Source organism: Embleya sp. NPDC025285 (assembly GCF_055558835.1).
The window spans coordinates 31,005-46,529 of record NZ_JBVHLU010000086.1; the positions used below are offsets into that span (position 1 = coordinate 31,005).

5 protein-coding genes are annotated in these 15,525 nt (G+C 71.8%); all 5 read right to left on the reverse strand.

Going from position 1 to position 15,525, the window contains the following annotated elements:
- Positions 1 to 264 precede the first annotated feature (264 nt).
- On the reverse strand, positions 265 to 489 hold the full coding sequence (locus ACZ4FV_RS39260) for an MbtH family protein (protein ID WP_395861357.1): 225 nt from the start codon (positions 487 to 489) through the stop codon (positions 265 to 267).
- Complete coding sequence (locus ACZ4FV_RS39265) at positions 486 to 10,889, reverse strand: non-ribosomal peptide synthetase (RefSeq protein ID WP_465325416.1); 10,404 nt, start codon at positions 10,887 to 10,889, stop codon at positions 486 to 488. The genes ACZ4FV_RS39260 and ACZ4FV_RS39265 overlap by 4 nt, the downstream gene beginning before the upstream one ends.
- A 904-nt stretch (positions 10,890 to 11,793) precedes the next feature.
- Positions 11,794 to 12,780 carry a PI-PLC domain-containing protein gene (locus ACZ4FV_RS39270; RefSeq protein WP_465325418.1) on the reverse strand — a complete coding sequence of 329 codons (987 nt, stop codon included), beginning with the start codon at positions 12,778 to 12,780 and terminating at the stop codon, positions 11,794 to 11,796.
- 446 nt (positions 12,781 to 13,226) lie between these two features.
- Positions 13,227 to 13,631, reverse strand: coding sequence for a RidA family protein (locus tag ACZ4FV_RS39275; protein WP_465325420.1), 405 nt, complete (start codon positions 13,629 to 13,631; stop codon positions 13,227 to 13,229).
- A 343-nt stretch (positions 13,632 to 13,974) separates the two neighbouring features.
- Positions 13,975 to 15,351: an amidase gene (locus tag ACZ4FV_RS39280; RefSeq protein WP_465325422.1), complete on the reverse strand. Its 1,377-nt coding sequence runs from the start codon at positions 15,349 to 15,351 to the stop codon at positions 13,975 to 13,977.
- Between the last annotated feature and the right edge of the window lie 174 nt (positions 15,352 to 15,525).

The window sequence follows — 15,525 nt, forward strand, 5'->3', positions numbered from 1 at the left end:
TCACCTATTGGGTGATACCGTCTCATTTCGCCTGTCGCGTGGGCGCTACCGGTACGGCTCGGCTCCGCTTCGCGACGGAACCCGGCTTCCCGGCGCAACCCTCCACGCGCGCCGTCCACCGAGCAGCCCCTTTCGACCCCCACTTCCCCAGCCCGCCCCGACACGCGCCCTCGATCGCTCCCGAAGCCGATCGAGGGCGCCCCGTCGTCGACCCATGCCGGGCCGTCCGCCCGCGCCGGGTCGTCCCCGGCTCCTGCCGTTCTCTTACCCCTGGGCGTTCATGGCGTCGATCAGGCTTTGCGGGCGCATGTCGGTCCAGGTGCGTTCGATGTGGTCGAGGCAGGTCTGGCGGCTGTCCTCGGGATGCGCCACGGTCCATCCGGCGGGTACGTCGAGGGTTGCGGGCCACAGTGAGTGCTGGTTCTCGTCGTTGACCAGGACGAGGTAGGTGGCGTCGTTGTCCTCGAAGGGGTTGGTCGTGTGGGTCATGTCGGCTCTTTCCGGTCGTGCGCTGCCGGTGCCGGTGCACCGGCGGGAACGGGTTCGGGGTCGTGGTCGGGGTCGGATGTACCGGCCGGGATGGTCGCGGCGATCCCGTCGAGGCGAGCCGCGAGCGCGGGGCCGATCCGGGCGAGCGCGTCCGGTTGCATCAGCCCGTTGTGACGGGCGGCGATCTCGAGGACCTCGATCCGCCCGCGCACGTGCGGGCGCCACGCCGTGGGCTCGGGAATGCGCGGATCACGGTCCGTGGTGGCCTTGAACAGCAACATGTCCCCGTCGAACACGCCGGGGGTGAACGCCTGCGCTGCCACCGCGTTGTGGTCCAACACGGCCGCGACGGCCGCGAGTTGATCCGGCTGCAGACCGGCCAGGACGTGCTCTCGTTCGCGCAGCACCCGGGCGAGTCCGTCGTAGGTCGCCGGAAGGGTGGCGAAGGCGCCCGGGTCACAGTCGAGAACGAGAGCCAGGTGTTCCGCTCCGCGGTGAAGCGCGGATTCGTCGGGAGAGATCGCGTACAGGGGGTAGGCGTCGAGAACGGCCAGCAGCGCCGTGTGCTCGCCGCGCGTGGCCAGTTCGGTGGCGATGGCGTGCGCGATCAGTCCGCCGGCGGACCAGCCGAGCAACTGGTACGGCCCCTCCGGCTGCACCTCGCGGATCTGTTCCAGGTAGTCGGCCGCCATCTCCTCGACCGAGGCGGGCGCGGATTCCGGGTGGGTCAGGCCACGAGCCTGAAGCGCGTACACGGGCTGGTGCGGGTGCAGGTGGCGCAACAGCCCGCCGTACGCCCAGCCGATGCCGCCGGCGGGATGAACGCACCACAGCGGCAGCCGACTCCCGTGCGGACGCAGCGGCAGTACCACCTCCATGACGTCACCGGGGCGACCCGCTCCCGCTCGCTCGGCCAGGCCGGCCGGGGTGGGTGTCTCGAAGAGGGTGCCGAGTGCGATGTCGACGCCGAGGACGGCGCGGATTCGGGAGATGAGACGGGTGGCGAGAAGGGAGTGGCCACCGAGGTCGAAGAAGGAGTCGTCGGTCCCGACGGCCGGCAGATCCAGAATCTCGGCGAACAGTTCGGCGATGACCTGTTCGTGGGGGGTTCGTGGAGCTGTGCGGGTGTCGTCCTTGGCGTTCGGCCGGTGTTCCGGGGCGGACAGCGCCGTGCGGTCCGGTTTGCCGTTGGGGGTCAGCGGCATGGCGTCGAGGAAGACGAACGCCGAGGGGACCATGTACTCGGGCAGGTGCCCTCCCATGTACGCGCGCAGTTGGGGGACCGTCGGGCTCTCGCCCCGCGTGGGCACGAGGTGGGCGGTGAGGCGTTTGTCGCCGTGTCGGTCCTCGGGGGCCGTCACGACGGCCTGGGCCACGCCGGGGTGCGTGGTGAGAACTGCTTCGATCTCGCCGAGTTCGATGCGGAACCCGCGGATCTTGATCTGCTGGTCGCCTCGTCCGCAAAATTCCAGGCCCGTGCCGTCGGCACGCCACCGGGCGAGGTCGCCCGTGCGGTACATCCGTTCCCCGGGCGCACCGAACGGGCACGCCACGAACCGCTCGGCGGTCAGGGCCGGACGGTTCAGGTAGCCGCGGGCGACGCCCGAGCCGGCGAGGTAGAGCTCGCCGGTCACTCCCGGCGGCAGCGGGTCGAGGGCGGCGCCGAGGACCCAGGCGTGCATGCCGGGCATGGGCCGGCCCAGCGGCAGCGGCCGATCGGTGGCGACCACGGGTCCGAGCCGGTGGTGGGTGGCGAACGTCGTCGTCTCGGTGGGGCCGTAGACGTGTACCACCAGCGTGCCGGGACAGGCTTGCCGGATCCGGGCGGCGGCGGCAGGGGAGACCACGTCGCCGCCGGTCCATACCTCGCGCACGCCGGCGAGGCAATGCGGTTGCTGTTCGGCGATCAGGTGGAACAGTCCGCAGGTGAGGAACACGGCGGTCACCGCGTGGCGGGTGAGGACGCGGTGGAGGGTGTCGATGTCGAGGGGGTCGGGTGGGGCGAGGACGACGGTGCCGCCGTTGAGCAGGGGTGTCCACAGTTCGTAGGTGGAGGCGTCGAACGCGGTGGGCGAGTGCGCCAGGACCCGCTCGTGGGCGCCGCCGCGCCAGGTGGGGATCAGTGCCAGCGCGGCCACGTCGTGGTGGGTGACGGCGATGCCCTTGGGTTCGCCGGTCGACCCGGAGGTGAACATCACGTACGCGAGCCGGCGCGGGTGGCAGGCGATGTCCGGGTCGGCGTCGCTGTGGTCGCCCCGTTCGAGCGTGGTCAGCGTGTCGGGTGTCAGCAGCAGCACCGCGTCGGTCCGGCGCATGATCAGGTCGATGCGCGAGGGCGGGAACCGCGGGTCCAGCGGCACGTACACCGCTCCGGCCTTGACGATTGCCAACAGGACCGCGACCAGGTCGAGGGAGCGTTCCAGCAGGACCGCCACCGTGTTCTCGGGTCGCACCCCACGGTCGATCAGGGCGTGGGCAAGGCGGTTCGCGCGCTCGTCCAGTTCCCGGTAGGTCACGGTCGTGTCGCCGGCGATCACGGCCGGCGCGTCCGGCGTGGCCCGCGCCTGCCGGGTGAACAGTTCGGGCAGTGCGGCCCACGGCACGCCCTCGTCCTGTGCCTCGGGCCGCCCGGTGCCGGACCGCAGCGTGTGTCGCTCGTCCTGGGAGAGCAGGTCGATGCGGCCGATGGGTGTGTCGGGATCGGCTGCGGCTGCCCGCAGCAGGCGGGTCCATCGTGCGGTCAGCGTCTCGATCGTGGACCGGTCGAACAGGTCGGTGGCGTACTCGAGCGTGCCGTCCACACCGGCGGGATCGCCGTGCGGACCGTACCGTTCCTCCAGGGCGAACGCGAGGTCGACCCGGGCCGTTCCGGTGTCCAGGGGCACCGCGTCGGCGCGCAGTCCCGGCAGGGCGAGGTCTTGTGCCGGTGCGGGATGGAGGCCGAGCATCACCTGGAAGAGTGGGTGTCGGGACAACGACCGGGTGGGGTTGAGTTCTTCCACCAGTTGCTCGAACGGCAGGTCTTGGTGGGCGTAGGCGGTCAGGGCGTTGTCGCGGACGCGGGCGAGGAGTTCGGCGAACGTGGGGTCGCCGGAGGTGTCGGCGCGCAGGACGAGGGTGTTGACGAAGAATCCGACGAGGTCGTCGAGGGCTTGGTCGGTACGTCCGGCGATGGGGCTGCCGATCGGGATGTCGGTGCCCGCGCCCAGGCGGGTGAACAGGGCGGCGAGCCCGGCCTGCAGGACCATGAACAGGCTCGCGCCGTGGCATCTGCCCAGATCGGTCAGGGCGGCGTGCACTCCGGCGTCGAGTTCGAAGGCGAGGCGCTCGCCGCGGTGGGTGGCGGCCGCGGGGCGGGGCCGGTCGAAGGGTAGTGGGAGCTGGTCGGGCAGACCCTTCAGGGCGCCCTTCCAGTAGGCGAGTTGGCGGGCCGCGAGACTGTCGGGGTGGGCCGGGTCGCCGAGCAGATCGTGCTGCCACAGGGTGTAGTCGGCGTATTGGACCGGCAGCGGTTCCCATGCGGGTTCCTCGCCGCGGGCCCGGGCGGCGTAGGCGCGGGTCAGGTCGCGCGAGAGCGGGCCCGTCGACCAGCCGTCCCCGGCGATGTGGTGCACCAGGAGCAGCAGCACGTGCTCGTCCGGTCCGGTGATGAAGAGCTCCGCGCGCAGTGGCGGTTCGACGGCGAGATCGAAGGAGTACCGGGCGGCGGCGGCGAGCCGCTCCCCGAGATCGCTCTCGTCGAGCCGGGTGACCGGCAGGCACAGGTTCCCACGGGTCTGCGTCGCGTCCAGCACCCGCTGGTGCGGCACGCCGTCCTCCGACTGGGGAAATACCGTGCGCAGGCTCTCGTGTCGGGCTGCCACGTCGGCGAGGGCGGCGTGCAGGGCTTGTCGGTTCAGGCGGCCGGTCAGGCGCAACGCGAGGGGAATGTTGTAGGTGGGGCTGGGACCCTCGAGGCGGTGCAGGAACCACAGGCGGCGCTGGGCGAAGGACAGCGGCACGTGCCGGGGGCGTTGCCCGCGGCCCAGGGCGGGCCGCCTGACCGGACTCCCCTGGTCGAGTCGTCCGGCCAGGTCGGCTGGGGTGGGGGCTTCGAAGAGGGTGCGCAGTTCCACGTCGGTGTCGAGGACGGCGCGGATGCGGGAGGTGAGGCGGGTGGCGAGGAGGGAGTGTCCGCCGAGGTCGAAGAAGTTGTCGTCGGCGGACACGTGCGGGAGGTCGAGGGTTTCGGCGAACAGTTCGCACAGCAGACGTTCTTGCGGGGTGCGTGGGGCTCGGTGTTCGGCCGTGCGGTGTTCGGGTGCGGGGAGCGCGGAGCGGTCGAGTTTGCCGTCGGCGGTCAGCGGCAGCGCGTCCAGGGTCGTGAACGTCGAGGGGATCATGGATTCGGCCAGATGCTCGCGTGCGTGCGCTCTCAGGTCCGAGGGGCGCGCGACGCGGCCGGCGGTGGGGACCAGGTAGGCGACCAGGCGTTTGTCGCCGTTCCGGTCCGCACGGACGACGACGGCGGCCTGGTCCACGTCCGGGTGGTTCGCCAGGACGGTTTCGATCTCGCCGGGTCGGATGCGGACACCGCGGATCTCGACTCGGTCGTCGGCGCGGCCGCAGAGATCCAGTCCGTTCTCGTCCGAGCGCCATTTCGCGAGGTCGCCGGTGCGGTACATGCGTTCGCCGGGCCGGCCCCATGGGCAGGCGACGAACCGTTCGGCGGTCCGGTCGGGCCGGCCCAGGTAGCCGCGGGCCATGCTCGCCCCGGCGAGGTACAGCTCCCCGATCACTCCCGGCGGCACCGGCCGCAGGGCGGCGTCCAGCACGTAGGCGCGCATGCCTGCGACGGGCCCGCCGATCGGCGGGGCGGAGCCGGTGGGGGCGAACGGGGCACTCGTCGTCGCCGATACTGTGGTCTCGGTCGAGCCGTGGGCGTTGATGGTGCGTCGCCCGGACGCCCACCGGTCCAGCGGGTCCACCGGGCACGCCTGGCCGGCGACGGCCGGCGCGGTCGCCGGGCCGTCGTTCGCGATCGCACCGACCGGCGCCGACGCCGGCACGGTGGCGTGCGCCGGCCCCGACGGCGGGTCGGTGAGCGCGGACAACGGGTCGGCCACCGGGGTGAGCACCAGCGTGGCACCGGACAGCAGGGCGGCGCACAGGTCCCGGACGAAGACGTCGAAGGCGGGAGAGGCCAACACGCGGCTGCCGGTGCCGAGTCCGAGCTGCTCGGCCTGGGCGGCGGCCATGTGGGGGATGCCGCCGTGGGTGACGGTGACGCCTTCGGGCCGGCCGATGGCGTCGGAATCGTAGACGACACAGGCACTGTGCCGGGGGTCGACGGCGATGCCCGGATCCGTGGCCGGTCGTTCCTCCCCCAGAACGGTGACCGTGTCCGGGTGGTCGAGGACGAGCGCGGGGCGGGCGTCGTCGAGCATCGACCGGATGCGGGCGGCCGGGGAGGCGGGGTCGACGGGCAGGTAGGCGGCCCCGGCCTTGAGCGTGCCCAGGATCGCGACGACGAGGTCGACCGAGGGGGGCAGCACGAGGGCGACGATGTCCTCGGGGCCGATGCCGCAGGCGATCAGGGCGTGGGCGAGCCGGTTGGCGCGGGCGTTCAGTTCCCGATAGGTCGGTTCGCCGTCGCCGGCGATCAGCGCGAGAGCGTCCGGTGTTTGCTCCACTTGTGCGGCGAACAGTGCCGGCATCGATCGTCCCGGCGTCGCGGGAGCGGTCCGGTCGAACTCTTGGAGCACTCGTCGGCGTTCTTGTGCCGACATGATCTCCACGTGGCCGATCGGCCGGTCGGGGTCGTCCGCCACCGACGCCAGCAGGCGCGTCCACCGGTCCGTCAGCGCCTCGACGGCGGCGCGGTCGAAACAGTCGGTGGCGTATTCGACGGTGCCGACGATCCCGTTCGGGGCGCCGTCGGGGGTGTGCTGTTCGGCGAGGCTGAGCGTCAGGTCCATGCGCGCCGTGCCGGTGGGTGTCGGCCGGCCGCTCACGCGCAGGCCTGGGAGCTCGAACGTCCCGGCGGGGGTGTTCTGGAGGACGAGCATCACCTGGAACAGGGGGTGGTGCGCGAGTGAACGCGCCGGACTCAGCTCTTCCACCAGGCGTTCGAAGGGCAGGTCCTGGTGTGCGTAGGCGGCCAGGTTGGTGTCGCGAACACGGGTGAGGACTTCGGTGAACGAGGGGTCGCCGCTGGTGTCCGTGCGCAGGACCAGGGTGTTGACGAAGAACCCCACCAGGTCGTCGAGGGCCTCGTCGGTGCGCCCGGCGATCGGGGTGCCGATGGGGATGTCGTGCCCGGCACCGAGGCGGCTGAGGAGGGCGGCGAGACCCGCTTGGAGGACCATGTGCAGACTCACCCCGCGTTCGCGGGCGAGATCGAGCAGCGCGGCATGGAGGTCGGCGCCCAGCGTGATCTCGGTGGTGGCGCCGCGGTGGGTGGCCTCCGCGGGGCGTGGCCGGTCGGTGGGCAGCGCGAGTTGCTCGGGCAGGCCGGCCAACGCCTCTCGCCAGTAGGCCAGTTGGCGGGCAGCCAGGCTTTCGGGATCCGCCGGATCCCCCAGGAGGTCCCGCTGCCACAGGGTGTAGTCCGCGTACTGCACCGGCAGCGGCTTCCATGCGGGTGCCTCGCCGCCGCGCCGCGCGGTGTACGCCGCCGTCAGGTCCCGTGCCAGTGGGCCCATCGACCAGCCGTCCCCGGCGATGTGGTGCACCACCAAGGACAGCACGTGCTCGTCCGGGGCCAGGGCGAACAGTTCGGCGCGAAGCGGCGGTTCGGTCACCAGGTCGATGCCGCGGCGCGCCGCCGTCGCGAGTCGGTCCTCCAGCTCCGCCTCGCCGACGGACGTCACCGCCAGGGACAGGTGCCGACGGATTCGCCTCTCGTCCAGGACCTGCTGACAGGGCAGCCCGTCCTCGGACAGCGGGAAGACGGTGCGCAGGCTCTCCTGTCGCACGGCGACGTCCCCCAGGGCCTGTTCCAGCGCCGCCGGGTCGAGTTCCCCGGACAGGCGCAGCGCGAGGGCGATGTTGTAGGTGGGCGTGGGGCCGTGCATGCGGTGCAGGAACCACAGGCGGCGCTGGGCGAACGACAACGGCAGCGGCTCCGGACGCTGCTGCGGGCGCAGCCCGGGCCGAGCCTGCCCCGCCTCGTCGAGCCGGGCGGCCAGGCCGGCCGGCGTGGGTGCCTCGAACAGGGTACGGATCCCCACCTCGACGCCCAGCACCGCGCGGAGGCGGGAAATAAGGCGGGTGGCCAGCAGGGAGTGGCCGCCGAGGTCGAAGAAGGAATCGTCGGCGCCGACCCGGGGCACGCCCAGGACCTCGGCGAACAACTCGCCCAACACCTGTTCGTGTGGGGTGCGCACGGCCCGGCCGCCCGCACCGGGGTGATGCTCGGGAGCCGGTAGCGCGGCCGTGTCCAGCTTGCCGTTCACCGTCAGGGGAAGCGCGTCCAGGGTCACGAACTCCGCCGGAACCATGTAGTCGGGCAGGTGCCCTCGCGCGTGCTCGCGCAGTTCCGGGGCCCGCGCACCGCTGGGGGCCGGGACGATGTAGGCGACCAGGCGCTTGTCGCCGGGCCGGTCCTCGCGGGCGACGACGGCGGCGTGAACCACGTCCGGATGCGCCGCGAGGACGGTTTCCACCTCGCCGGGTTCGATCCGGAAACCGCGGATCTTGACCTGCCGGTCCGCGCGGCCGAGGTAGACCAGGGCGCCGTCCGCGCGCCGGCGCACCATGTCCCCGGTGCGATACATCCTCTCGCCCGGTGTCGCGTACGGGCAGGCGACGAAGCGTTCGGCGGTGAGGCCGGGGCGGTTGAGGTAGCCGCGGGCGAGACCTTCGCCGGTGAGGTACAACTCGCCGGGCACGCCGGGCGGTACCGGCTGCAGGGCGGCGTCGAGAACGTGGGCGCGCAGGTCGGGCAGGGCGGTGCCGATCACGCTGGCGCCCGCCGCGGCGGCGGTCTCCCGGTCGAACGCGGCGTGGGTGGCGTACACCGTGGTCTCGGTGGGGCCGTACATGTTGACCAGCACGGGCGCGTCGTCGCCGTGGCGGCTGTACCAGTCGTCCAGGCGGGCGGGGTCCAGGGCCTCGCCGCCGAGCAGCACCGTGCGCAGCGACAGCGCCTGCCCGACCTGCGGGGCTTCGCGGTCGGCGTGCATCAGGGGATGGAACGCGGACGGGGTCTGACAGAGCACCGTCACGCGCTCGTCGGCCAGCAGGCGCAGGAACTTCCCCGGGGAGCGGGTGGTGTCGTGGGGAACGACGACCAGGCGCCCGCCGTGCAGCAGCGAGCCGAAGATCTCCCAGACCGAGGCGTCGAAGGTATAGGAGTGGAACAGCGCCCACACGTCGTCCGGACCGCACGCGAAGAGGTGTCGGGTCGTGGAGAGCAGCCGCACCACGTTGCGGTGCGGGATCAGCACACCTTTGGGTCGGCCGGTCGAACCCGAGGTGTGGATGACGTAGGCCGGATGCCGGGGATCGATGGCGACGACGGGATCGGAATCAGGGCGGTTCTCCAGCAGCGCCGCCGTCGAAGGGGCGTCCAGCAGCAGCGAATCCGTGCCCGGGGCGGGATCGATCGCGGCCCGGATCGCGGTATGGGTGAGCAGCAGAACCGCGCCGGTGTCGGCGAGCGTGGCCACGATCCGCGCGGCCGGGCAGCCGGGTTCGATGGGCAGGTACGCGGCACCGGCCTTGAGCACTCCCAGGATCGCGGTCACCATCTCGACGCCGCGGGGCAGCACGAGGGCGACGATGTCCTCGGAACCGACACCGCGGGAGATCAGGGCGTGCGCGAGCCGGTTCGCACGAGCGTTCAACTCCCCGTAGGTCACGGCGTCGTCCCCACACACGACGGCGACGGCCTCCGGGGCGGTGTGAGCGCGAACCTCGAACAGCCCGGGCACGCTGGTGTCCGCGACTTCGGCCGGCACCTCGTCGCGGCGGCCCACCAGCTCGCGGCGCTCACCGTCGGAAAGCAGGTCGAACGCGCCGATGCGTGTATCGGGGTCGGCCGTGGCCATGGCGTCCAGAAGGCGCAGCAACCGCGTTTGATGGTCGACCAGATCCGCGTCGCCGTACCGGTCCGCGGCGGCGTGCAGCTCCAGCCGCATCCCGGCTCCGTCCCGCTGCTCCAGGGCCACCAGCGTCGGGGCGGCGACGGCTCCTCGGGAGAGGTTGTGCATCGTGGAGCGGTGGCCGGCGAATGTGAGGGAGGCGCCGAACGTCATGACGTTGACGATCATGAAGAACCGGGAGCCGATCCGGTCGGGCAGGCCGAGGTCGCGGGTCATGTCCTCGCCGCGATAGCGCTCGTGCGCCACGGCCTGCTCCACCGCATGGTCGACTCGGGCGAGCAACTCGGCCAGCGGCATGGCCGGATGCACCTTCAGGCGCAGCGGCACGACGTTGGCCAGTACTCCCGGGATGTTGAGCAGGTCACGCCGCGAGCGGCCGGAGACGACCAGGCCGAGCAGCACGTCCCGCGCGCCGGTCATCCGGTGCGCGTACGCCGCCGCGGCGGCGACGACGTAGCGCGACCGCTGTGTCCCGGTCTGCTCGGTCGCCTTCCGCAGCGCCTCCGACGATGCCATCGGGCGCGCTTGGGTCCTCCGGGCGGCACCGGGAAACCACAGGCCGTCGCCTGCGCCGACTTCCGTGTGCGCGAGGTCCGGCCGGGCGGGCAGCGGGGCCGGGTCGGGCAGGTCGGCGAGCACTTTCGTCCAGTGCGCGCGGTCGGCGTCGTACTGCCCCGAGGTCCGGTAGTCCAGGTCGGCCCGCACCAGATACGCCGGCGACCCGAACGGGGAGGCTCCCGTCGCCTTTCCGGCGACCATGGCCGTGTACACCCGTGCGACCCGGCGCGCGACGAGGGCGAACCCGAAGCCGTCCATCACCAGGTGGTGACTGCTGCCGTACCACCACCAGCGGTCCGTCCCCAGTCGCAACAACACGAACCGGAACAACGGACCGCGCGACACATCCATGGGGGTGTCCATGTCCGCTGCCATCCACGCCCGCGCCGCCGCCTCCGGGCAGGGCTCACCGCTGACGTCGACAAGCGGGAACGACAGGTCCGGGTCCGCGTCCACGACCTGCACCGGGCCGTCCTCGCCCTCGATGACGCGCGCCCCCACCGCCTCGGTCTCCGACACGGTCTGCCGCAGCGCGGCCTGGAACAGCGCGGCGTCGACCGGGCCGTGGATCTCCACGCACTCCGCGACCCGGTACGCCGCTCCCCCACCGGGGGAATGTTGCTCGGCGAGCCAGAACTCCCGCTGTGCGGAGGTCAGCGGCAGCGCACGGGAGGCGACTCCCTCGCGCCCCTCCACGGGGTTCGAACCGGGTTCCGGGTCGGGATCGGACACGATCGTGGTGCCAGGGCTGGACAACGGAGGACCTCCGGGAGGCTCGGACAACAGACGGGGACCGCAGCTGCGGGGTCGGTCGGGTGCGCCACCCGGGCGAACACTGCCGAGGAATGAAAGCCACGGGAGCGGCGGCCGCCATCCGCGGTGTGCGTGGCAACTCCCGGCCCGGGCCGTCCGAGCGTGCCTGTGCACCGATCGCCGACCGCGCCTTGTCTTCCGCGCGGCATTTCTCCGAACATACGAAAATCCAACCAGGGGGTTAGTCGAGTGGGCAACGAAACAGGCGCGACGCACTACGAACGGGTGAACAACCCTGGGCCGCTTGGCGGGCCGGGACGACACGTGGCCGACGTCGCCTCGACACACGTCGAGGCCGAGGTCGCCGAGCGGGACTTTCGCCCGGACGGGCACGTCCCCGGCGCGGCTGGGTCGAGGCCACCGCCGTACTCGCCGACGAACCCCGCAGGCGTACCGCTACGCCGAAACCGGCCTGGTCACCGATGCCGGTGAACTCCACGACATTGCCCGGGCCGTCCTCGGATTCAGTGGTCGCGGACACGGGGACGAGGAACCCGATAGGGTGCGGCCCAAGCACGACAGGTCTCCGAACTCGCACGCTCCATGCGCGGGGACTCCGCCAACGGCTACTTCATCAACCTGCCCGGCACTCGACGGCCGCAGGGCGTTTGTCCACAGGGATGATCCGCGCGACGGACAACGACACCGGCTCGACGACACGCCGGACCGTAAGCTTCCGTCCGGAGCGACGAGACGGACCTGTCGGCCGGGTTTCCGTCGCCAACGACTGGTGCGTCGATCACCTTGCCTCGGTGCGCCTGGGGCCGTCGGCCGGGACGGCAGCCGACGGCCCGAGCAACCTGCGGGCCGCTAAACGGTATTCGTCCGGCCCCGGGGCCGCGTGGTGCTATCTGAACAGGCGGTCGCTGCTGTTGGCCATGCGGTGGGTGCCGCTGTGTGCGTTCACCCAGTCACGGATCATCTTGACGGCGTTGCCGCATTGCCAGTTGTTGTCGTAGTCGCGCACCCCCGTGTAGGCCCCGTAGCCCGCGATGATGCCGTCCACACGTGCGTCGCCCAGGAGTTTGTCGACGTACCACGGATCGTTGTAGGTGGTCGTCCAGGACAGCGTGGCCGCGAGTCGTCCGGCGGCGCGGTCCCGGGCGCCCTTCTTCAATTCGGCGCACGTGTTCCAGGTGGCCTCGGTGCAGTTGCCGAATCCCTTGGTGATGTCGCTGTCGCCGTAGTCCATCACCCGCCGGCCGGCCGGGAATCCGGAACCGGATCGGTCGAACGCGTTCACGACCTGGTCGCGGGTCCCGGTCGTGGTGATGCCCTCCAGCGGGCCGAGCCTTCCCTCCAGGCTCTTCCAGCCGCGGCCACCGACGTCCGGGGTGCTGCCCCCGTGGTACTCGTAGAAGCCGTAGAGCACCTGGATCCCGGCCGCCGTCAGGCGCTGTGCCTTGTCCCGCAGTCCGGCGACGCTGCACGTGCGGTTCGGCGCTTCCCCGCAGTAGTTCGGATCCTTGATGTCCAGCCACACCAGCGCCAACCGGCGCCCCGCGTTGGCGTTGGACAAGATGCGGTCGATCATGGCGTCGAAGCTGGGGCCCAGCCGGTTCTCACCGGCCGAGGAACAGTCGTGCCAGGCACGCCACTCGTTCGGATTCCACCAGGCACAGACGTCGATCTCGATGGCGTTGGCACCGTGGTTGATCGCGGCGTCCACGCCGTCCAGCGTGTCGACCCGATGCGCGATGTCATAGATCGCCTGACGCTGATCCGCCGCCGCCGGAGTCGAACCGAGCACGGTGGTGGCAACGAGTCCGCACAGGGCCGCCATCAGCGCCAGTAACGTCCGTGGGCGGCTGACACGCCGTAGGTGAGTGGTCAAGGGGCTACTCCTGCATATAGGTGGCCCGAAGCGCACGACTACCGATCGTCGACCCGCGTCGGCGTCGGCGGGCGGGTGCGCGCCGGATCGACTGCCGCAGGTTCCGGCGAGAACGCTCGCCCGGTGGGCCGACCGGAGACCGGCCCCCGATCGTCGCAACGCCGTGGGCAGTTGGTGTATCGGATGCCGACGCCGGGTTCTCGACGCGAGCATCCACAAACGTCACGCCGCAACCACGCTTCGGGTTGCATGAGGGTTACGCGCGCCCGCCGTGTCGTTCCCCGACCGGCTCCGCAGCGCCATGGATCCGCCACGCGCGCGGCCACGCGATCGCCTCGCGCGACCCATCCCGTGCTCGGCCACGGCACCCACACCCACCCGCAGCTCGCCGCGTTCCATCCCCGCTGGTTCGCGGACTCCATCCGAGACCCGCCGAACGCGTCGCCTCAGCGCACCGCGCCGATGGCCTCGATCTCGATCAGCCACTCGGGATCCGCCGGCGCGGCGACCTGCACGAAGGACTCGGCCGGGAAGGGGTCGGCGTACGACGCTTCGCGTATCGCCTCGTAAAGGTGCTGGTGCGCGATGTCCGTGACGAAGACGGTGACCTTGACCAGATGGTCGAGGTCGGATCCGGCAGCTTCGCGGACGCTGCCGACATGGGCCATGGCCTGGCGGGCCTGGGCCGCGAAGTCGCCGGGCGCGACGGATTTCCCGTTGTCGTCGACCGGTGCCTGCCCCGAAGTGAAGATCAGGTCGCCGACGCGGATGCCGAGGGAAATGCGGGTCGGGGCGTACCAGTCGGCGTCGACGGTGACACGAACGGGAACGGAGGCGGCCGGCTTGGTCATGGTGGGTCCCTGAGAGTGGTCGACGGTCCGGGAGGACCGGGGGCTGAGGATGGATCTCCACGGTGGCCGGGGCCGAGCGCCGTGGTCCGCGAGGAGTGCAGTCGCGGTAATCGCGTCGCACGGAGGCAGCGGCGATCCGCCGTCTCCGCGCAGGACCGTAGTACATTTTGAACCGATCGATCCAAAACCGTTTCGGGTGCTCCGTTGCCCGCAAGGACTGCACGGCCTCTGCGAACCGCCGGGAGCGGTCCCGGTTTCGGGCTTCGCCCCGAGGAGGCGGACGACCGCGGCTCCGCCCGAATTCGTGCCCTGTAGCGAGGAATCGGGATTCCGCCCCGGGAAGTCACCCCGAAACAGCAACCGTTGCCTCGGCCCGTGTCGGGAGCTCCGCGATGTGGAAGAGGGTGTGTTCGCGGCCTGTCGGGGCGACCAGTTGCAGGCCGGTGGGGAGGCCGTCCACGGGAGCCGCCGGCAGCGTGAGCGCGGGAACGCCGACGAGGTTCCAGGGGAAGGTCAAAGACAGCAGGAGCGCGCGGACCTCGACGGGCGTACCGGCGACGTCGAGGTCCCGGCATCCCAGGGGTGGCGCCACCACCGGCACCGTGGGCAGTGCCAGTACGTCGTGTTCCTCGAAGAGACGGGCCACCGTCCACGCCGCGAAGCTCCGGACGCGGTGTGCGTGGCCGACCTCGTCGTCCCCGACCGCCCCCGCAACGCGCAGGCGTTGCAGGACCTCCGGATCGAACAGACCGGGTTCACGCTCGATCCGGTCGGCGTGCACCGCATGGGCCTGCCGGCCCTGAATGGCGAGGAACGCCTGCCGCAACCGCGCCGCTCCGGGGAAGGGGACGTCGGGAACGGGGCCGACACGCTGTTCGAGTGCGGCCCGTGCGGCCCGCGCCACCCTCGGGTCCGTGGGTCCCAGCCCGCGGGTGTCCAGCCACGCGATGCGGAGCGGAGCGGTCGTCCGAGCAAGCTCCGGCGCGCTGCCCGCGAGCACGTGGTGCGCGGTGAGACAGTCCCGTGCGCCGCGAGCGTGGATGCCGACGTGGTCGAAGGCCGTCGCCAGCGGGAAGACGCCCTCGGTGGGCAACGCTCCGAAGGCGGGCTTGAATCCGTGGACGCCGCAGAGTGCCGAGGGGATGCGTACGGAACCGCCGGTGTCGGTGCCCAGAGCCAGCGGAACCATTCCCGCCGCGACCGCCGCCGCGCTGCCACCACTGGATCCACCGGTCATGCGGCTCGGGTCGTGCGGATTGCGCGAAGCCCCTTGGAGAGAACGGTCGCCGGTCGGGCCGTAGGCGAACTCGTGTGTGGTGGTCTTTCCCACGATGACCGCGCCTGCCTCGCGAAGCCGGGTCACACAGGCCGCGTCGGCTGCGGGAACGTGGTCGCGAAAGTGTGCCGACCCGTAGGTCGCCGGCAGGCCCGCGACGTCGATGAGGTCTTTGACGCCGACCGGGACACCGTGCAGGGCGCCACGATCGCGGCCCGCGCCCAGTTCGCGGTCGGCCCGCTCCGCCGCCTCCAGAGCCCCGGCCGGATCGACCGCGACGAAGGCGTTGAGCCGATCGTTCGCTCTGGTGATCGCGTCGAGCGCGTGGTGGGCCAGTTCCACGGCCGAGACGCGTCGTGCGCGCAGGGCGTCGGCGAGGTCCGCGAGCGTGTGGTTCGTGAAGTAGCCGGAGATCGCCGGCTCGACCCTGCGGTCGGTCGTCATGTGCGTCCCTCGTATCGCGTCGTCGTGCGTCGTCGTGGGTGGTCGTGTGCGCGGTCGTGGGCGGTTCGACGCAGGGCCGGTCCCGGGGGGGGGGGGGGGGGGGGGGGGGGGGGGGGGGGGGGGGGGGGGGGGGGGGGGGGGGGGGGGGGGGGGGGGGGGGGGGGGGGGGGGGGG